General features: G+C 70.8%; 16 protein-coding genes. 11 read left to right on the top strand and 5 right to left on the bottom strand.

Features of this window, described 5'->3' with window-relative positions; all coding sequences use genetic code 11:
- Positions 1-2 precede the first annotated feature (2 nt).
- Both QYS60_RS08525 and QYS60_RS08530 read right to left on the bottom strand, forming a co-directional pair.
- Positions 3-1010 carry a nitroreductase family protein gene (locus tag QYS60_RS08525; RefSeq protein ID WP_191902363.1) on the bottom strand — a complete coding sequence of 336 codons (1008 nt, stop codon included), beginning with the start codon at positions 1008-1010 and terminating at the stop codon, positions 3-5.
- Complete coding sequence (locus QYS60_RS08530) at positions 1000-1533, bottom strand: flavodoxin domain-containing protein (RefSeq protein ID WP_225222241.1); 534 nt, start codon at positions 1531-1533, stop codon at positions 1000-1002. Before QYS60_RS08530 ends, QYS60_RS08525 begins: the two co-directional genes overlap by 11 nt.
- Before the next feature lie 226 nt (positions 1534-1759).
- On the opposite strand from QYS60_RS08530, the gene QYS60_RS08535 reads away from it, so the two are divergent.
- From QYS60_RS08535 to QYS60_RS08545, 3 genes are all read left to right on the top strand, one after another.
- Positions 1760-3286, top strand: coding sequence for a CHAD domain-containing protein (locus QYS60_RS08535; protein WP_191902362.1), 1527 nt, complete (start codon positions 1760-1762; stop codon positions 3284-3286).
- Positions 3287-3385: 99 nt separating this feature from the next.
- Positions 3386-4378, top strand: coding sequence for a zinc-binding alcohol dehydrogenase family protein (locus tag QYS60_RS08540; RefSeq protein ID WP_054371205.1), 993 nt, complete (start codon positions 3386-3388; stop codon positions 4376-4378).
- A gap of 51 nt (positions 4379-4429) precedes the next feature.
- Entirely contained in the window at positions 4430-5323 is an 894-nt protein-coding gene (locus QYS60_RS08545) for a universal stress protein (protein ID WP_371382904.1), read from the top strand.
- Positions 5324-5361: 38 nt separating this feature from the next.
- On the opposite strand, the gene QYS60_RS08550 is transcribed toward QYS60_RS08545, so the two are convergent.
- Both QYS60_RS08550 and QYS60_RS08555 read right to left on the bottom strand, forming a co-directional pair.
- Positions 5362-6087 carry a VIT family protein gene (locus tag QYS60_RS08550; RefSeq protein ID WP_191902360.1) on the bottom strand — a complete coding sequence of 242 codons (726 nt, stop codon included), beginning with the start codon at positions 6085-6087 and terminating at the stop codon, positions 5362-5364.
- 52 nt (positions 6088-6139) lie between these two features.
- Positions 6140-7621, bottom strand: coding sequence for an AAA family ATPase (locus QYS60_RS08555; protein WP_371382905.1), 1482 nt, complete (start codon positions 7619-7621; stop codon positions 6140-6142).
- Between the two features lie 186 nt (positions 7622-7807).
- Here QYS60_RS08555 and QYS60_RS08560 point away from each other — a divergent pair, with 186 nt between their 5' ends.
- The 6 genes from QYS60_RS08560 (at position 7808) to QYS60_RS08585 (ending at position 15542) form a co-directional block, all read left to right on the top strand.
- Positions 7808-10159 carry a glycerol-3-phosphate 1-O-acyltransferase gene (locus QYS60_RS08560; RefSeq protein ID WP_371382906.1) on the top strand — a complete coding sequence of 784 codons (2352 nt, stop codon included), beginning with the start codon at positions 7808-7810 and terminating at the stop codon, positions 10157-10159.
- Positions 10156-11583, top strand: a complete 1428-nt coding sequence (locus QYS60_RS08565; RefSeq protein WP_371382907.1) for an HAD-IB family hydrolase — start codon at positions 10156-10158, stop codon at positions 11581-11583. The genes QYS60_RS08560 and QYS60_RS08565 overlap by 4 nt, the downstream gene beginning before the upstream one ends.
- Entirely contained in the window at positions 11580-12731 is a 1152-nt protein-coding gene (locus QYS60_RS08570) for a YbhN family protein (protein ID WP_371382931.1), read from the top strand. The genes QYS60_RS08565 and QYS60_RS08570 overlap by 4 nt, the downstream gene beginning before the upstream one ends.
- A 98-nt stretch (positions 12732-12829) precedes the next feature.
- Positions 12830-14371, top strand: coding sequence for a sodium-dependent transporter (locus QYS60_RS08575; protein ID WP_371382908.1), 1542 nt, complete (start codon positions 12830-12832; stop codon positions 14369-14371).
- Positions 14368-14505, top strand: a complete 138-nt coding sequence (locus tag QYS60_RS08580; RefSeq protein ID WP_371382909.1) for a methionine/alanine import family NSS transporter small subunit — start codon at positions 14368-14370, stop codon at positions 14503-14505. The genes QYS60_RS08575 and QYS60_RS08580 overlap by 4 nt, the downstream gene beginning before the upstream one ends.
- Positions 14506-14717: 212 nt before the next feature.
- The gene (locus tag QYS60_RS08585) at positions 14718-15542 is read left to right on the top strand and encodes a hypothetical protein (protein ID WP_003936475.1); all 825 of its coding nucleotides are present in this window, start codon (positions 14718-14720) and stop codon (positions 15540-15542) included.
- A gap of 49 nt (positions 15543-15591) precedes the next feature.
- On the opposite strand, the gene QYS60_RS08590 is transcribed toward QYS60_RS08585, so the two are convergent.
- The gene (locus QYS60_RS08590) at positions 15592-16239 is read right to left on the bottom strand and encodes a TetR family transcriptional regulator (RefSeq protein WP_003936476.1); all 648 of its coding nucleotides are present in this window, start codon (positions 16237-16239) and stop codon (positions 15592-15594) included.
- Positions 16240-16400: 161 nt separating this feature from the next.
- Here QYS60_RS08590 and QYS60_RS08595 point away from each other — a divergent pair, with 161 nt between their 5' ends.
- Both QYS60_RS08595 and QYS60_RS08600 read left to right on the top strand, forming a co-directional pair.
- Entirely contained in the window at positions 16401-17252 is an 852-nt protein-coding gene (locus QYS60_RS08595; protein WP_003936477.1) for an LLM class F420-dependent oxidoreductase, read from the top strand.
- A gap of 28 nt (positions 17253-17280) precedes the next feature.
- A complete protein-coding gene (locus tag QYS60_RS08600; RefSeq protein WP_371382910.1) occupies positions 17281-18747 on the top strand; it encodes an FAD-dependent oxidoreductase in 1467 nt (488 codons plus the stop codon).
- The last annotated feature ends 49 nt before the right edge of the window (positions 18748-18796 follow it).

Here is an 18796-nt window from a genome sequence, read left to right on the forward strand (position 1 = left end):
GACTATCCGTCCCCTCCGCTCCGGTCGACGAAGACCTCGTCGACCGGACGCCGCGACGTGGTGGGCAGCCCGCGGGCGCTGCGCGCCCCCAGCCGGATCACCACCTGGGGGAATCCTGCGACCTCCCCGGTCCGTGCCGTCGCCGTGCGCACGATGCCCCGGCTGGCCTCGATTTCCGTCACGTGGGTGAGCGGGCACGTCGCCAGGTGTGCCGCGGTGGCTTCGAGCAGCACCGCAGACATCGCCTCCCCGGCTCGCAGCCAGTCGATCCGCTCGTCGCTCCGGGTGCTGAGCACCGCCAGCGCCGACGCGTCCACCTTCGGCTGCACCGTGTCCAAACTCCCTGCGCCCGTGGGGAATCGGCGCGCAACGTCGACGTCCCCGGCGGCCTCCTCGTCGAGCAGCGCGGATGCCGGAACGCCGGTGTCGCCGGGATCCGCGCGTCCGGTCCACCAGGCCAGCTCCTGCCGGTAGGCGTCGTCGCCTTCGCGGATCGCCGCACTCAGCTCCGACGCCCGGGCGAGGTCCGAACGAGCCCCGGCGTCGAGGATCGACAGCGATGCGCCCTCCCGGCGGGCGGCGTTCTCCAGGTCCACCAGACTTTCGCGCAGGGTCGTGGGCGCCGCGAACGGCCGCCGGTCGGTGTGCCGGGCCTCGATCGCGAGGGCGAGGGCCGCGTCACGGGCGTCGACCGTGTGCGGCCGGTCGAAGTCGAGCACGGCCAGCAGGTCCGGCCGCGACGGGTCCGGAAGCCGGGTCACCGTGGGGATCCACGACGCGGCGGACAGCGCCACGCGGGCGTGGTGCAGCGCCGCCCCGCAACCGAGGACCAGCTGCCGGCCACTGGGATCGGTGTGGCCGAGCATCCGCTCGGCCACGGCATACAATTCGAGTCGTCCGCCCGTCCACTCCCAGCGCCACGGCTGGCTGTTGTGCAGAGACGGCGCCCGGCACGCCGACTCGACCGCATCGCGGATCGTCGCGGCGTCCGGGCGGATCTCAGTAACCATCGCTGTCTCTCCCCCAGCCGCTCGATTCGACCGCCTGCCGCTCCACGGACTCGACGATCTGCGCAGCCCAGGTTCCGATCGCGTCCCAGTCCCGGAAGTCCCCTGTGCGCCCTCCGGTCATGCGGGCGACCACGCGTTCGCCGGCGCCGAGGACCTCCGGATCCAGCTTCCCGGCGAACATCCGGTGCTCCCGCGCGCCGGTGCGTTCCGACGCGTGGGAGGCATCGTACGGCCTGTTCACGGGCCGGTCCTGGTCGCCGATCGGGCCCGAGGAGAACAGGAAGACCGCGCGCTCGCGGAGGGCGTCGGCGTGCCGGTCGACGAAAGACTTCGCGGGGTGCAGCCAGTGCCCGAGGTAGACGGCACTGCCGAGGACCACCGCGTCGTAGCCGTCCACGACGTCGACCTGCTCGGGGGCGACGACGTCGACGCGCGCCCCCTTGTCGCGCAGGGCGGCCGCGAGAGCCGTGGCGATCTCCGTGGTCGAGCCGTGCCTGCTCGCCGCCGTGACCAAAATCCTCATCTGCGTCCTCCCCGGCCCAGGTTATTCGATGATCGCCCGCCGGGCACGCGGTCGGCCAGAGTCGAAGGACCCGCGCACACGTCCCGCAGCGGCGCACGACGGCGGGGGCGCGGCGGCAATCCTCGACGGCAGGCGCAGGTGGGCGACCGGGTGGCAGAGTGGTCTGACGGACGCCGCCGACGCGCGGAGTACACCCAGGGCACCTGCCGGAACAGGAGTCGGACGCATGACCATGCCGCCCAGGATCGACGCGGTTCAGGAATCGGAACGCAAGTACACGGCCGGGGACGGGCAGCAGCTGCCGGACCTGTCGGGTCTGCCCGGCGTCGGCGGTCGCCCCGAACCCGAACTGCAGCAGCTGTCCGCGCGGTACTACGACACCGGCGACCTGCGGTTGCTGCGCGCCGGGATCACCCTGCGCCGCCGTGAGGGAGGGCACGACGCCGGCTGGCACACGAAACTCCCCGCCGGCACGGACACCAGGACGGAGGTGCGCTTCCCGCTGGGCGACGACACCGACCGGCCTCCGGCCGAATTGCTCGCCCTGTTGCGCGGAGTGCGCCGTGCGCGTCCCGTCGTACTCGCGGCCGTGCTGGACACGCAGCGGTGGCGCCACCGCCTGATCGACGAGGAGGGCCGGGGCCTCGCGGAAATCGTCGTCGACGACGTCACCGCGACGCGGGAGGAGGGCAGCGAACCGCAGCGATGGCGCGAGATCGAGGTCGAGCTCGCGTCGGGCGGAACCGAGTTGCTCGACGCCGTCGAGGAGCGGCTGACCGCAGCCGGAATCGGGCGGGCCCCCAGTCCGTCCAAGTTGCATCGGGCGCTGGCCGATCTGCTGCCGGCCGAGGAGCAGGTTCCCGGTCCGGCCGGGCACCTGCGCGACTACCTGCGCGGCGAGCTGCGCACCCTCGAGCTCGCCGAGATCGGCGTACGACGGGACGCCCCGGACGCCGTCCACAGCATGCGCAAGGCCCTGCGCCGGATCCGCAGCGCCCTGCAGACGTATGCGGGAACGTTCGCGATCGACGACGGCCTGGTCGAAGAACTGCGTTGGACGGGAAGGAAACTCAGTCCTTCACGGGACCTGGAGGTGCAGTGGGAACGCATCGTGGGCCGGATCGAGGAGGTGCCGGTGGTGGCGCAGCGTGAGGCCATCCGCGCCCGAGTCGACGAGTACTTCTCCGCCCGGTCGGACGCGGCCCGGCTCGAGGCCGTCGCCGCCCTGGACTCGGACCGCTACGCGGCCCTGCTGGAGGCGCTCGACGCGCTGATCGACGGCCTCGCGGCGGGGACGGTCGGGTCCGGCCCCGGCCGAGAGCGACGGCAGGTCCGCCCTAAGGACCTCGACCGTGCGCTGGCGCGGCTCGCGAAGAAGGTCTCGCGCCGGGTGCGCCATGCCGGGGAGGCAGCCACGCACGCCGAACGGGACGAACTCGTCCACCGGGCCCGCAAGGGCGCCAAGCGGATGCGCTACGCCATCGAGGTGCTGCGGCCGCTGCACCGCAAGCGCGCCGAACGCGCCCTCGATCACTTCGACGACTTCCAGGACCTGCTCGGCGAGTTCCAGGACTCGGTGGTCGCGCGCGAGCACCTGCTCGACATGGTGTCCGAGCAGGACCACACCGCCGAGTCCAGCTTCGGCCTCGGGATCGTCTACCAGCGCGAGCTCGAAGCCGGGGAAGAGCAGGTCGCGCAGCTCGAACGCGCGTGGAAGCGGGCGCGGCGAGCAGCGAAGCCGCTGTGGAAGTGACCCCCTCCCGTCCGGGTCCTTCTCCCCTGGCCGGCCACCACCGGGAAGAGGCATGCTGAGCCCGGACGACGGAAGGAGACACCCGTGACCCCCGGACAGATGCGAGCGTGGCGTGTCGACCGGCCGCGGCCCGCGGCGGAACATCCGCTGCGGCCGGTCCGGGAACCGATACCCGAACCGGCGTCCGGGGAACTGCTGGTGCGTGTCCTCGCCTGCGGGGTGTGCCGGACCGACCTGCACGTGAGCGAGGGAGATCTGCCGGTGCACCGGCCGCACGTCGTCCCCGGCCACGAGGTCGTCGGCGAGGTCGTCGGCGGCGACGTCGGCACGCATCGGATCGGTGACCGGGTGGGCATTCCGTGGCTGCGCAGTACGTGCGGCCGGTGCCGGTACTGCCTGCGCGGGGACGAGAACCTGTGCCCGCACTCCACCTACACGGGCTGGGACGAGGACGGCGGATATGCCGAATATGCCACCGTCCCTGCAGCTTTCGCACTCCCTCTGCCGTCCGGCTACTCGGACGCGGAACTCGCCCCGCTGCTGTGCGCCGGGATCATCGGTTATCGGGCACTACTGCGTGCCGAGGTCCCGGACGGCGGGGTGCTCGGTCTGTACGGCTTCGGCGGCAGTGCCCACCTCGCCGCGCAGGTCGCCCTCGCCCGGGGCGCCCGCGTGCACGTCATGACCCGTGGCGAGACCGCCCGTCGGCTCGCTCTGGACCTCGGCGCGGCCTCGGCACAGGGCGCGTACGACGCGCCGCCCGAGCCGCTGAATTCGGCGATCCTGTTCGCCCCCGCCGGGGAACTGGTGCCCACCGCGCTCGCCGCGCTGGACGCCGGCGGCACGCTCGCCGTCGCCGGCATCCACCTCAGCGACGTGCCGCCGCTGAACTATCAGCAGCATCTGTTCCGCGAACGGCAGGTGCGCAGCGTCACGGCCAACACCCGCTCCGACGCTCACGAGTTCCTCGGCTTCGCGAACGAACACCACCTGCACGTCACCACCACCGCGTACGGGCTCGACCGGGCCGATCACGCGCTCGAGGACCTGTCCGCGGGCCGTTTCGGCGGCGCGGCGGTCCTGGTTCCGTGAAACACTCGACACGCGCCCCGAGCGCGGAGAACGCACCGAGAAGGAGAACGAATGAGCACAACTGCCAACCGGAATGCCGTCGTAGCGGGCGTGGACGGTTCCGCCGTCGCCACGAGTGCGGCCCGGTGGGCGGCCGCCCTCGCCGCGCGTCTGCGAGCGCCCCTGCACCTGGTGCACTCACTGCCCAGTGAAGGGATCTTCTACAGCGAGGCCGCGGTGCTCATCCAGTCGCAGATGGTCGACCAGCTCCGCGAGGACGGCGAGGCGATCCTGTCGAACGTCACCGACGTGATCCGCTCCGACCATCCGGATCTCGAGGTGAAGGGCTTCATGGGGCCGGGCCCCGCCGCCAACTCCCTGCTCGAGGCCGCCGAGGACGCCCGGCTCGTGGTGATGGGCGCCACCGGCGCCAACGCCGTGGAGAACTTCCTGCTCGGCTCGACCGTGCTGCGCGTGGCCAACCACGCCCCGTGCCCGGTGGTGGTGTGGCGCGGCGACAACGAACGTCCGCTGCCGGACTCCCGCCCCATCGTCGTCGGCGTCGACGGCAGTGAGCTGTCGACGGCGGCGGTCGGGCACGCCTTCGAGTACGCCGCCCTGTTCGGTGTACCGCTGGTCGCGGTGCACTCGTGGATCGGCGACGCGGCACTCGGCGTCGGCACGGTCGCGACGCTGGTGGACTGGGAGGCGGTGGGCGAGTCCGAATCCGCGGTCCTCGCCGAGACTCTCGCCGGCTGGCACGAGAAGTTCCCCGACGTCGAGATCCGCCGCGTCGTGGATCGGGGTCCCGTCGCCAAGGTGATCCTGCGGCAGCTCGAGGACGCGCAGCTCGTTGTGGTGGGCAGCCACGGTCGCAGCCAGTTCACCGGGGCGCTGCTCGGGTCGGTGAGCCAGAATCTGCTGCACAACGCACCCTGCCCGATCATGATCAGCCGCAAGAAGTGACGACCGTCCGGTGCCGCGCTTCGCGAGGCGGCACCGGCTCAGGCCGTCGCGGTCCCGAACGCCAGACCCACCGCGTACGTCACGATCATCGCGAGCGCACCACCGATCACCACGCGGGACATCGCCCGCCCGCGCCGGGCCCCACCGAGCCACGCACTGACCGAACCCGTCAGGGCCAGCGCCACGAGCACCGACACGAAGGTGACCGGAACCCGCAGATCCGCCGGCGGCAGCACGATCACGAGCAGCGGCACGAGTGCACCGACAGTGAACGCGACCGCCGACGAGAACGCCGCGGCCCACGGATTCGCCAGCGCCCCGGGGTCGATGCCGAGTTCGACCTCGGCGTGCGCGGACAGCGCGTCGCGCTCGGTCATCTCCTTCGCCGCGGTGCGTGCCGTCGGCCGCGACATCCCCTTGCCTTCGAGCAGTGCGGTCAGCTCCTCGAGCTCGGCGTCCGGCATCTCCTCGAGCTCGCGACGTTCCTTGTGCAGCAGCGCCCGCTCGGTGTCCCGCTGCGCGCTGACCGACACGTACTCCCCCAGGGCCATCGACACCGCACCCGCCGCGAGCCCGGCCAACCCCGCTGTGAGAATGGTCGATTCGTCGGTGGTGGCGGCAGCCACACCGACGACGAGACCGGCCGTGGAGACGATGCCGTCGTTCGCGCCCATCACACCGGCGCGCAACCAGTTCAGTTTCGCCGAGATGCCGCCGGAATGCGGTTCGACGTCGGCGTGACTGAGCGAGGGATCGGTCGACATGCCCTCAGGCTAGGGCGATTCCACCCGTCGCGGTAGCAATGCGAGCCTGTCCTCACCACGGCGCCGGGCCGAGGTCCCGTTCGAGCCACGCCTGGTCGGGGAGGACGTCCCCGCTCGTGTCCACGACGCGGGCCGTGGGCCATTCGTCGCGCACGTGGAGCTGGTCGTCCAGGACCGCGGGTGTGGCATCCGACGCGTCGCCGCCCCGCTCCCGCCGGGCCACGATGCGGCGGACCAGCACCGCGGGATCCGCCCGGCACTCGATCTCGACGAGGTCGGCGGTCGTCGCGGCCGCGACCGCCCGCGCCGCCTCCCGCCGGGCCTCGGTGAGCCATGTCGCGTCCAGCACGACCGACTCGCCGTGACCGAGTGCGACGGCGGCGCGGCGCAGCAGCTCGTCGTAGGTCTCGTCGGTGTGGGCGGCGCTGTAGAGGCCGGCGCCGACGGCGGCGGTGGCGTCGGCGGTCGGGGCGAGGCCGGCCAGTTCCTTGCGGATCACATCGCTGCGCAGCACGGTCGCGCCCAGGTGCTGTCCCGCGAGGTGCGCCACGGTCGTCTTGCCGGTGGCGGACAGACCGCCGACGACGACGAGCCGGACGCGGCCCCGGTCGAGGTTGCGCCGGGTCTGGTCCAGCAGCGCGAGGGCGCTGCCGCGGGAGTGCTCGTCGCCCTGCTCGTGCCGCAGCGCGGCGACCTTCGCCCGGACCACGGCACGGTACGCGATGTAGTGGTGCATCAGCGACGAGGGGAACGCGTCGGCGGAGAACTCGGCGTAGGCGGGCAGCAGTTGCCGCGCCGCCGCCTCGCCGCCGAGCCGTTCGAGATCCATCGCGAGGAAGGCGATGTCGAGGGCGGCGTCGCCGTAGCGCAACCGGTCGTCGAACTCGAGACAGTCGATGATCCGCGGGCCGTCGTCGAGGCAGAAGATGTCGTCGGCGAGCAGATCCCCGTGCCCGTCGACGGCGCGCCCGGCGGCGATCCGCTCGTCGAGCAGCCGCTCGCGGCCGGCGAGATAGCGGCCGGCCATGTCCCGGATGGCGGTGAGCAGGTCCTCCGCCTCCGCCCCGACGGGCAGCCGGTCGAGGTGATCCAGGCTCTCCCGCCACAGTCCGTCGAGGAACTGCGCCGTGGCACACCGGTCGATCGCCGGATCGCGCGGCGACGCGGCGTGCAGGGCGGCGACCTGCCGCGCGACGGCGGTGACGACCGCGGCGACGGGTTCGCCGCGCTGCACCAGGGCGGCGAGGCGACGGTCGTCGGGCAACCGGCGCATCTCGACGAGGTGCTCACACACCAGTCCGTCGGGCCCGTGCACGTCGGCGACGCCGAGGTAGACGTCGGGGGCGAGACGCCGGTTGAGTTCGACCTCACGGTGGCAGGCCCGCTCCCGCGCCTGCCGGGTCCGGTTGTCGAGGAACCCGAGATCGAGCGGCTTCTTGAGCTTGTGCACGCGGCCCCCGACGAAGAACACCACGGAGGTGTGAGTCTCCCGGATCGCCGCGTACGCCGGTTCGGATCGGTCGGTGCCGGTCACGGAGTTCCTCCCCGATGAAGCCTGTCGAACTTCGGTACGTTGCCCACCTTGCCTCAGGGTGGACCGGATCGCGCGCCGGCAGAAGTGCCGAAGGTCTCTCGGTGCCGAGGTCTCTCCTGTGGTTGCGCCGGAACGCGCGGCGGATACGCGGTACGTTTCACTCGGGCGATCCGGAGATGGGGTGACATGGGCACGAACGGGCGGGGCTCGGAATCCGGGAGACGATCGACGGTGGTCGTCGCCGAGACGACGACGCCGATCGAGCGCAGGCTGATCTCGAACTGGTTGCGGTCGGCCGAGGTGCCGGCGGAGTACCGAGCCGACGGACCGGTCGAGGAGATGGAACTCGACCCGGGTCGCCTCGCGCAGGATCTCGTCGGCCGGGACGACGATCCCCTGGTGCTGCCCGTGGGAGTGGTGTGGTTGCCGGAGGCCCGCGACGGCGAGCGACGGGTCCGGCTCTCCGACATCGTGGCGCTCACCAACCCGCGCAATCCGAACCGGTTCCTGCAGAAGTGGCTGGTCGGGCGTTCCCCCGATCGGTTCCGGATCGTCCTCGCCGAGCCGGCGCGGCTGAGCGAGTTGCGGGCCCGGCACCTCGCCGAGGACGGCGATCCGGCACCCGAGTCGTTCGCTCGGTTCGTGACCCACCGCGCGGTGGTCGGTCTCGATCGCGCCGAGCGGGCCGTCATCGGCGACCGGTACAAGGTGCCGAAGCTGGTGGCCGAGCAGATCATGGACTCGGCGTCGTTCCGGCGCCGGCTCGACGCGATCAGCACCGAGCACAACATCGCGCCCGAGGAGGTCCGTATCCGCGCGACCTCCGCCCTCGGAGAACTCGTCGCGGTCCAGTCCCGGCTGGTGACGGACCTGTTCACCGAAATGATGCGCCCCCTGCACTCCGCCGCGTGGACGGTGCGCGCCGACGAGACCGGGCTGCGCAGCCTGCGCGAACTCAACCGGCGCTACCCGCTGGTGTTCCTGCCGTCGCACCGGTCCTACGCGGACGCCTTCGTGCTCGGCGACGTGCTGGCCCGGAACGACTTCCCGCGCAACCACCTGATGGGTGGCGCCAACCTGACGTTCTGGCCGATCGGTCCGATCGCCCGGCGGACCGGCACCGTCTTCATCCGTCGCAGCTTCGGTGACGACGCCGTCTACAAGGCGGCGCTGGAGGAGTACTTCGCGTATCTGCTGACGAAGCGGTTCAACCTGGAGTGGTACTTCGAGGGGGGCCGCACCCGCACCGGCAAACTCCGCTCGCCCCGCTACGGCCTGCTCAACTACGTCGCCAACGCGATCCGGGGCGGCCGAGTCGAGGACGCGATGCTCGTGCCGGTGTCCATCACCTACGAGGGGCTCGCCGAGGTCGCGGCCGTCGCCGCCGAACAGACCGGCGCCCAGAAGAAACCCGAGGGCCTGACCTGGCTGGCGAAGTACGCGCGCAACCAGCGCCGCCGCGCGGGCAACGTGTACGTGCGGTTCGGCGAACCGCTGTCGATTCGCTCACAGCTCACCGCGAGCGGGGACCCCGACCTGTCCGGGGAACCCGCCGCGGACGAGGCCGAGCACACCGAGCGCAGCCGCAAGGCGCTGCAGAAGGTTGCGTTCGAGGTGGCCGTGGGCATCAACTGCCACACCCCGGTCACCGTGAACTGCCTGGTCACTCTCGCTCTGCTCGGCGTCCGGGACCGGGCGCTGACCCTGGACGAGGTGCGCGCGGTGATCGCGCCGGTACGCCGGTACATCGACGCCCGCGGGATACCGCAGGGCGAACTCGGCGGCCTCGACATCGAGGGCGGCCTGGAGAGCGTCCTGTCCGCGCTGAGCGATGCCGGCGTGGTCACCACGTACGCCGGTGGGGACGAGCCGGTCTACTCGATCCAGCCCGGGCAACACCTGGTCGCCGCGTTCTACCGCAACAGCGGCGTGCACTGGTTCGTCAACCGCGCCCTGATGGAGCTGGCCGTCCTCCACGCGCATGCCAATCCGGGCCTCGACCCGGTGCGGGCGGCGTGGGAGGAGGCCAAGGCGGTGCGCGACCTGCTCAAGTTCGAGTTCTTCTTCCCCGACCGGGACAAGTTCGAGGCCGACATGCGCGACGAGCTCGCCCTGCTGATGCCCTCCTGGCGCGATGCCCTGCCGGACGTGGAGCTGGCGCTGGCCGCCCTGCTCGAAACCGGGTTCTTCATGGCGCACCGCGCGCTGCGGTCCTTCTTCGACGCGCAGCTCGTCGTCGCCGAACGGCTCGCCCGGCGCGACCCGGCCCTGCAGGTCGACCGCACGACGTTCCTGGACGAGTGCGTCGCGGTCGGCCGGCAGATGCTGCTGCAGGGCCGGCTGTTCGGGCCCGAATCGGTCTCGTCCGAACTGTTCACGACGGCGCTGCAGCTTGCCGCAAACCGCGGGCTGCTGGAACGTGGGGGCGACGAGATCCGGCAGGGACGGGAGGAGTTCGCGGCGCAGCTGCTGGCGGTCGGTGAGCGGGTTCGGCTCGCCGAGTCTCTCGACGTATCCAACAGAAAGGCGGAGCGGTGATCCTCGAGGAAGCGCTCGAGCGGGTGCGAACCGGGCCGAAGGGCCCGGAGATCGCGGCATTCTTCGATTTCGACGGCACGATCGTCCACGGCTTCTCCGGTCTGCACTTCTTCCGCGACCGGTTGCTCGCCGGGAAGGTCGGCGCCGCCGAACTCGCCGCCACCATGCTCAACGGTTTGCGCGGCCACGACACCGAGGCGGACTTCGAGCGGTTCGTCGCGGTGGCATTCAAGGCGTGGGGCGGGCACACCGAGGAGGAACTGTACGAGATCGGGCGCCGGTTGTTCGCGTCCACGATCGCCGGCCACATCTACCCCGAGGCGTGGCAGCTGATCCGGGCGCACCAGGCGGCGGGGCACACCATGGTGATCGCGTCCTCGGCGTCGCGCTACCAGATCCAGGCGACGGCGGATGCGCTCGGCGTCGAGCACGTCCTGTTCAGTCCGCTCGAGGTGCGCGACGGGGTACTCACGGGGCGGGTGGACGGGAAGTCGTTGTGGCGCAGCGGCAAGGCGCAGGCCGTCCTGGCCTTCGCGGAGGCGAACAGCATCGATCGCGAGCAGAGCTACACGTATTCCAACGGGGGCGAGGACGCCGACTTCCTCGCCACGATGGGCAATCCGACGCCGACCAACCCGGACCGGAATCTCGAGCGGACCGCCACCGAACTGGGGTGGCCGATCCTGCGATTCAAGCCGCGCGGAACTCCGGGTACCAAGGAGGTGGTCCGCACCCTCGCCGCGTACGGCGGACTGTTCGGCTCGGTGTGGACCGGTGTCGGCCTCGGCCTGCTCAACCGCAACAAGAAGGTGGCGCTGGACTCGATCGCCACCCTGGCGGGTGAGGTCCCGCTGGCCCTCGCCGGGATCGACGTGGACATCCGGAACGAGGCCAACGCCTGGGCCCAGCGTCCCGCGGTCTTCATCTTCAACCACCAGAGCCAGCTCGATCCGGTGATCATGGCGCGGGTGCTGCGGCACAGCTTCACCGGCGTGACGAAGAAGGAGATGGCCAGCGACCCGCTGTTCGGTCTGGTGCTCCGCTTCGTCGGGGCCGCGTTCGTGGACCGGGCCAACACCGAGCAGGCGAAGGCGGCACTCGGTCCGGTGGTCGACACACTGCGCGAGGGCACTTCGGTGATCATCGCGCCGGAGGGCACCCGGTCACTGACCCCGGAGATCGGCCGGTTCAAGAAGGGCGCGTTCCACATCGCCATGCAGGCGGGCGTACCGATCGTGCCGGTGGTGATCCGCAACGCCGGGGAGGTGCTGTGGAAGCACTCCACGGTGCTGCGGCCCGGAACCGTCGACGTGGTGGTTCTCGATCCCATCGACGTCAGCGACTGGACGCTCGACGAGCTCGGTGCCCGGGTCGCGGAGGTGGAGGACCTGTACCGGAAGACGCTGGCGAATTGGCCCGCATGACCGATGCGGGCGAGAACGGGGACGCGTCCGTGGGAGAGCACGACCGCCCCCCGGGCCACGGCAACGGCAACGGCAACGGCAACGGCAACGGCAACGGCAACGGCAACGGCGGAATGTCGCCGACCCGGCGGCGGCACCTCAAGTGGCTGCTCGGATTCGTGCTCGTCGTCGTCCTCACCGTCGAGGTCGTCCTCGTCTGGCCGGAGCTGAAGACCAGCGTCGGCAACCTCTCGGACCTGCGCTGGTGGTGGGTCGGTGCGGCCGTCCTGGCGGCACTGACCGAGATGTCCAGCTTCGCGCGGGTGCAGCGCACCCTGCTGTCCGCGGCCGGGGTCACGGTGACGCAGCGCCAGTCCCTGTCGGTGGCGTACGCCGCGAACTCGATGAGCGTGACCCTGCCGGGCGGCCCGGTGGTGGCCACCACCTTCACGTACCGGCAGATGCGCAAGTGGGGCGCCAGCCCCGTCGTCTCCACCTGGCAGCTCGTGATGGCCGGTCTGTTGCAGGCGGCGGGTCTGGCACTGCTCGGCCTCGTGGGCGCGCTGCTCGTGGGCGCCACCACCAACCCGTTCTCGCTCATCTTCTCCCTCGGGGGGTTCGCGGCGTTCGTCGTGCTCGTGCAGTACGCGGCCAGCCGGCCCGACGCGTTCGAGTCGATCGGCGTCATCGCGCTGCGCGGGGTGAACCGCCTACGCAAGAAACCCGCCCAGGCCGGCACCCGGGCGTGGAAGCGAATCGTGGCCCAGTTGCGGGCAGTGCAACTCGACCGCGCTCACGCCGCCCGGGCGTTCGGCTGGTCGCTGTTCAACTGGCTGTGCGACGGCGCGTGCCTCGCTTTCGCCGCATACGCGATCGGCGGCAAGCCCAGTTTGGCCGGCATCGCCGTCGCATACGCCGCGGGTACCGCCGCCAGCCGCGCGATCCCGCTCCTGCCGGCCGGGCTCGGCGTGATGGACGCCGTACTCGTGCCCGCGCTGACTGCCAGCGGAATGACCGGCGCGCAGGCCCTGTCCGCGGTCGTCGTGTACCGGCTCGTGAGCTTCCTGATGATCGCCGCCATCGGCTGGGTGATCTTCGCCCTGCGCTACCGCGGCGCCCCGCCGGACGAGGAACCGGGCCCGGAACTCGACAAACTGTGGCAGGACTGAGCCCGCTCCGACACGCCGCGGCCGTCCGCCCGGATCACCCACGGAGCAGGCCCGCGGGCGCTAGCGTCGACAGTCTGAAACCGAGGAAAGGTACGTCAGTGACTGAGGACGCAGCGGTGCGCAAGAGAGAGGTCTGGTCCGGCCGGTCGGTGTTCATCCTCGCCGCCATCGGCTCGGCGGTCGGACTGGGCAACATCTGGCGCTTTCCGTACATCGCGTACGAGAACGGCGGCGGCGCATTCATCGTGCCGTATCTGGTGGCCCTGCTGACCGCAGGTATTCCATTGCTGTTCGTCGACTACGCGATCGGGCACAAGTTCCGCGGGTCGCCGCCGCTGGCGTTCCACCGCCTCAAGCGCGCGACCGAGAGCCTGGGCTGGTGGCAGGTGGGCATCTGCTTCGTCATCGGCGTGTACTACGCGGTGATCATCGCGTGGGCGCTGCGCTACACGTTCTTCTCGGCGACCCGGGCGTGGGGTGACGACGCCGAGGCCTTCTTCCTGCAGGACTTCCTGCAGATGGACGCCGACGCCACGTTCGGCCTCGACTTCGTCCCGGGCGTGGCGTGGCCGCTGCTCGGGATCTGGCTCGTGGTGCTCGTCATCCTGGCGCTGGGGGTGCAGCGCGGCATCGGTGCGGCAAACCGGTTCTTCGTACCGCTGCTGCTGGTGCTGTTCGCCGGCATGGTGGTGCGGGCCCTGACCCTTGACGGCGCCGCCACCGGTCTCGACGCGTTCTTCCGGCCGGACTGGTCGGCACTCACGGACACCGGGGTGTGGATCGCCGCGTACGCGCAGATCTTCTTCTCGCTGTCCGTCGCCTTCGGCATCATGGTCACCTACTCGTCGTACCTCAAGCACCGGACCAACCTCACGGGCTCCGGTCTCGTCGTCGGCTTCTCCAACTCGAGCTTCGAGATCCTCGCCGGCATCGGGGTGTTCTCGGCGCTGGGCTTCATGGCGCAGGCGCAGGGTGTGGCGGTGGACGAGGTGGTGAGCGGCGGGATCGGGCTGGCCTTCATCGCGTTCCCCACGATCGTCTCGCAGATGCCCGGCGGTTCGTTGTTCGGCCTGCTGTTCTTCGGCTCGCTCGTCTTCGCGGGCTTCACGTCGCTGATCAGCATCATCCAGGTGTGCGTGTCGGCGGTCGAGGACAAGACCGGCCTCACCCGCGTGCCGGCGGTCCTGCTCGTCGGTGGCGTCGCGAGCATCACGTCGCTGCTGCTGTTCCCGACCACCACCGGTCTGAACACCCTCGACGTGGTCGACCGCTTCGCCAACCAGTTCGGCATCGTCGGCGTCGCGCTCGCCACGCTCGTCGTGCTCGCATGGGGCCTGCGCCGGCTGCCCGAGCTGCAGGATCACCTGAACTCGGTGTCGTCGTTCAAGGTCGGCCTGCTCTGGCGGATCTTCGCCGGCGTCCTCACCCCGGTCGTGCTCGGGTACATGCTGATCAGCGAGATCGTGGACCGGATCGACGAGGGCTACAACGACCTGCCCGACGCGCTCGTCACCACCTTCGGGTGGGGTGTGCAGATCCTCGTGATCGTGATCGCGGTGGGGCTGTCGTTCGCCCCGTGGGGCTTGACGGACGCCGAGCTGGCGCACACCGAATCGACAGAAGCGGGAGAAAGACTGTGAGTGGACCTGCGATCGCGATGATGGTCGTCGCACTGGGGTTGGTGTGGGGCGGTCTCGCCGCCAGCCTGATGCATCTGCGCCGGAATCCGGACGAGACCTCGGGGCTGGCGGCGGCCGAACGCCCTCACGACTGAAATGTCCGGTCTCGAACCGGACACGACTCGTTTCGTTTGCATAACACCACGCCGCGCCGGACTGGCCGGTCTGTTCTTCCTGTGGTCTGCTTGATCCCACCAACACCATGAGTCACACACGTAACACGTGACTCGCGGGTCTCCGCCCCGGAGCCGTCGCACGACTCCGGGGCGGTCGGTGTTCCGGTTCCGACCACGTACAGGAGCGAAGCATGACCACCAGGACCACCCGGCGCGGGCTGCGCCGGCTCACCGCCGCAGCCTCCCTCACCGTGGCCGCTGCTCTGGCGCTGCCCGCCGTCGCGGCCGCCGAACCCCCCGCGGACCCCGTCGTCGCTGCTGCGCCGGCACCCGATCCGCTCGCCGGCGCCCTCGAGACGCTCCGGGCCCAGCCGGGCGCCGACACCCTCGCCGTCGCCGCGGCCGAGGCCATCGGCTCCGCACGCGGGGGCGCCACCGACGTCGCCGAGGGCTCGCCGCTCTCCGCCTACGAGGACGCGGTGGAGTTCCTGCGCGGCCTGGGCATCGAACCGTTCCTCTACCCCACCGGCGCGCCCTTCTGCACCGAGGGCGGCAGCCTGCCGCTCGGCATCGCCCCCGCCGTCGCCGGGGCCGCTCCCGGCCCGTGGCCGAACCTGAACATCCCGATGGTCGGGCCTGTCAACGCCGTCGACCCCGGGGAGACCCTGTTCGCCTTCGTGCCCATGGGCGTGGAGAAGGACGGCGAGAACACCACCGGGATGCAGGTCGCGTGGTTCAACGTCAACACCTTCCAGGGCGGGTTCGTGCCCATGGGCACCATCGCGGAGGCCGCGGCGCTCGCCGTCCCCGGCGGCGTGCCCGAGTTCGCCAAGCCCCTCGTCGCCACCGCGGTGCAGAACTTCTTCGCCGGCGCGATCCCGCTCGGTGGGGTCCGCGCGGCACCGGTCGCCACCGGCTCCGGAACCGTCCTGGCCGCGGTGTTCGGCACGGTGCAGAACGGCGAGACGTCGTGCTTCTTCCTGCCGACCGTGGGCATCGTGGAGGTCCCGGCCTGATCCGTCGCGTCCGGGGCGTGCGTGCACGCCCCGGACGCGGGCGATCGCGTCAGCCGATCGCCTGCAGCTTCTCCAGCCGGTCGAACACGAGCCGGACCACGCTGTCCATGTGTGCCATCACCTGGTCCGCGGTGGCTCGCCCGGCCGCCCAGCTCACCAGGTTCGACATCCACACGTCGGCGATCACGTGCACCGCGTTGAGCAGCTGCTCGCTGACCACCTCGACCCCCGCCGCGCGGGCGTACATCCCGGTGATGATCGCTCCGAGCCGGTCGAGTTCGGCCGAGGACGACGCGTCCGCGAACATTGCCGCCCGCACGAGCGCGTCGTAGAGGTTGTGGTCGCTCTCGAGCCGGCCGATGTAACCGTGCAGGACGGACATGATCCGCTCGTGAGCCGAGTCGCCGGGGATCTCGGTCTCGCCGAACCTGTTGCTCAGGTCCTCGAACAGCAGCACCATCGCCACCACCAGCAGGTGGTTCTTGGACGGGAAGTAGCGGTACACGGTGCCCAGCGCCACGCCCGACCGCTCTGCGACAGCGCGCATCTGGACCGCGTCGTAACCGCCCTCCGAGGCCAGCTCCTTCGCCGTCTCGATGATCCTCAGGTAGCGGGCACGCTGGGCCGGCTTCAGGTCCGCGCCCAGAAACGACGCGGACCGCACCTTCGACCGCGATCCTGCGCTCGCCTCCGCCATCGCCTTCACCTTTCGTACGCTTGTCCGCCAGCGTAGTGCGCTCCCCTTCACGTGGCGCCCGGACCCGTCCGGAAAGAATGGACAGCTGTCTGGAACGAGTTCCACCAAGCACTAGAACGCGTTACAGTTGCCTGGACTCGACCAGTAGGGAGGCAGCGTCCGTGCGTCACGGCATCACCCTGTTCACGAGCGATCGCGGCATCCGGCCGGAGCGGGCCGCCCGAGCGGCCGAGGAACGCGGCTTCGACGCGTTCTACGTCCCCGAGCACACCCACATCCCCGTGCGCCGTGAATCCGCGCATCCCGGCACCGGCAACGAGACGCTGCCCGACGACCGGTATCGCCGGACCCTGGACCCGTGGGTCGCGCTCGGGCTGGCCGCAGCCGTCACCTCGACGATCCGGCTCGGCACCTCGGTCGCCCTGCCCCTCGAGCACGACCCCATCACGCTGGCCAAGACCGTCGCGACGCTCGATCACCTGTCCGGCGGACGCGTCGTCCTCGGGGCCGGATTCGGCTGGAACGCCGAGGAACTCGCCGACCACGGTGTACCGCCCGGGAAGCGGCGCACCGCGCTGCGCGAGTACCTCGAGGCGATGCAGGCCCTGTGGAACGAGGACGAAGCAGCCTACGACGGCCGGTTCGTCTCGTTCGGTCCGAGCTGGGCCTGGCCCAAGCCGATCCAGCAGCCCCGCCCACCGGTGCTGATCGGCGCGGGCGGCACCGACCGCACCTTCGCGTGGATCGCGCGCTCCGCCGACGGCTGGATCACGACCCCGATCGAGCGCGACATCGACGACAGCGTCGAACGGTTGCGAACCACCTGGGCCGAAGCCGGCCGCGACGGCGCCCCGGAGATCGTCGTGCTGGCCGGCCGGCCCGACCCCGCCAGGCTCCAGCAGTGGCGCGACCTCGGCGTGACCGAAGTGATGTTCGGCCTGCCCGACCGCTCCGAGGACGAGATCCTCGCCTACCTCGACAAGCTCGCCGCCACGCTGGAATCGACCCGCTGACGGTCCACGACAGAGAAGGAACACTTCCATGACCACTGCCGCCTTCCGCCCACTGCGCGCCGCCGAGATCACCGCCTGGGACCACGAGGCCGACGTCGTCGTCGCCGGCTACGGCATCGCCGGGGTCTCGGCCGCCATCGAGGCCGCCCGCGCCGGCGCCGACGTGCTGATCCTCGAACGCACCGGCGGCTGGGGCGGTGCCGCGGCCCTGTCCGGCGGCATCGTCTACCTGGGCGGCGGGACACCGCTCCAGCGCGAGCTCGGATTCGAGGACACCCCCGAGAACATGAAGACGTTCATGCTCGCCGCCCTCGGTCCCGGCGCCGACGAGGCCAAGATCTCGGATTACTGCGACGGCAGCGTCGAGCACTACCGCTGGCTCACCGACAACGGAGTGGTGTTCAAGTCGGCGTTCTGGGGCGAGCCCGGCTGGGAGATCCCCGGCGACGAGGGCCTGATGTACTCGGGCGGTGAGAACTCCGCTCCCTTCAACGAGATCGCCACGCCCGCTCCGCGCGGCCACGTGCCGCAGATGAGCAACAAGCGCACCGGTGAGCAGGGCGGCGGGTACATGCTGATGAAACCCCTGGCGGAGACGGCCGAATCACTCGGGGTGACACCAGTGTTCGACATCCGGGTGCAGCGATTGATCGTCGACGACGCGGATCGGGTCGTCGGGATCGCCGCGAAGAAGTTCGGCGACGAGGTCTTCGTGCGGGCACGTCGCGGCGTCGTGCTCACCACCGGCAGCTTCGCGTACAACGACGCCATGGTCACCTCGTTCGCCCCGCAGCTGATCGGCCGGCCGGCCGCCGCGATCGAGGAGCACGACGGCTGCTCCATTCGGATGGCTCAGGCCCTCGGCGCCGACCTCGCGCACATGGGTGCCACCGAGGTGGCGTTCTTCGCCGATCCGCAACTGATGGCGCGCGGCATCCTCGTCAACGGCCGCGGCCAGCGGTACGTCCCCGAGGACACCTACCCTGGACGCGTCGGACAGCTCACCCTGCTGCGCAACGACAATCAGGCGTACCTCGTCATAGACGAGGCATCCTACGAGGAAGGCTGTGCCACAACGAGTTCCACCCCGTACTTCCGGTTCCCGCCCAAGTGGGCGGCGGAGACGGTCGCCGAACTCGAATCCGACATGGGCCTGCCGGAGGGCACTCTGCAGGCCACCGTCGAGGTGTACAACCGGCACGCCGCGGCCGGCACCGACCCCGTCCTCGGGAAGAAGCCCGAGTGGGTCAGACCGATCGGGACCCCCGTCGCAGCACTGGACCTGCGCAACTGCACCGCGGGCTTCACCCTCGGCGGCCTGCACACCACCGTGAACTCGGAGGTCCTGCACGTCTCCGGCGAACCGATCCCGGGCCTGTACGCCGCGGGCCGCTGCACCTCCGGCGTCTGCGCGGGGGGCTACGCGAGCGGCACGTCGCTCGGGGACAGCAGCTTCTTCGGCCGCCGCGCCGGCATCGCAGCCGCCGCGAACTGACCGTCCCCACACCCGGTTGTGTGGCCGAATGTCACATCGGTTCGATTCG

Source organism: Rhodococcus sp. GXMU-t2271 (genome assembly GCF_041414735.1).
Classification (GTDB): domain Bacteria; phylum Actinomycetota; class Actinomycetes; order Mycobacteriales; family Mycobacteriaceae; genus Rhodococcus; species Rhodococcus indonesiensis.

Excerpts from the sequence above, each read along its gene's own strand:
- QYS60_RS08525 (WP_191902363.1), bottom strand. The coding sequence starts at position 1,010 with ATGGTTACTGAGATCCGCCCGGACGCCGCGACGATCCGCGATGCGGTC.
- QYS60_RS08530 (WP_225222241.1), bottom strand. The coding sequence starts at position 1,533 with ATGAGGATTTTGGTCACGGCGGCGAGCAGGCACGGCTCGACCACGGAG.
- QYS60_RS08535 (WP_191902362.1), top strand. The coding sequence starts at position 1,760 with ATGACCATGCCGCCCAGGATCGACGCGGTTCAGGAATCGGAACGCAAG.
- QYS60_RS08540 (WP_054371205.1), top strand. The coding sequence starts at position 3,386 with ATGCGAGCGTGGCGTGTCGACCGGCCGCGGCCCGCGGCGGAACATCCG.
- QYS60_RS08545 (WP_371382904.1), top strand. The coding sequence starts at position 4,430 with ATGAGCACAACTGCCAACCGGAATGCCGTCGTAGCGGGCGTGGACGGT.
- QYS60_RS08550 (WP_191902360.1), bottom strand. The coding sequence starts at position 6,087 with ATGTCGACCGATCCCTCGCTCAGTCACGCCGACGTCGAACCGCATTCC.
- QYS60_RS08560 (WP_371382906.1), top strand. The coding sequence starts at position 7,808 with ATGGGCACGAACGGGCGGGGCTCGGAATCCGGGAGACGATCGACGGTG.
- QYS60_RS08570 (WP_371382931.1), top strand. The coding sequence starts at position 11,580 with ATGACCGATGCGGGCGAGAACGGGGACGCGTCCGTGGGAGAGCACGAC.
- QYS60_RS08585 (WP_003936475.1), top strand. The coding sequence starts at position 14,718 with ATGACCACCAGGACCACCCGGCGCGGGCTGCGCCGGCTCACCGCCGCA.
- QYS60_RS08590 (WP_003936476.1), bottom strand. The coding sequence starts at position 16,239 with ATGGCGGAGGCGAGCGCAGGATCGCGGTCGAAGGTGCGGTCCGCGTCG.
- QYS60_RS08600 (WP_371382910.1), top strand. The coding sequence starts at position 17,281 with ATGACCACTGCCGCCTTCCGCCCACTGCGCGCCGCCGAGATCACCGCC.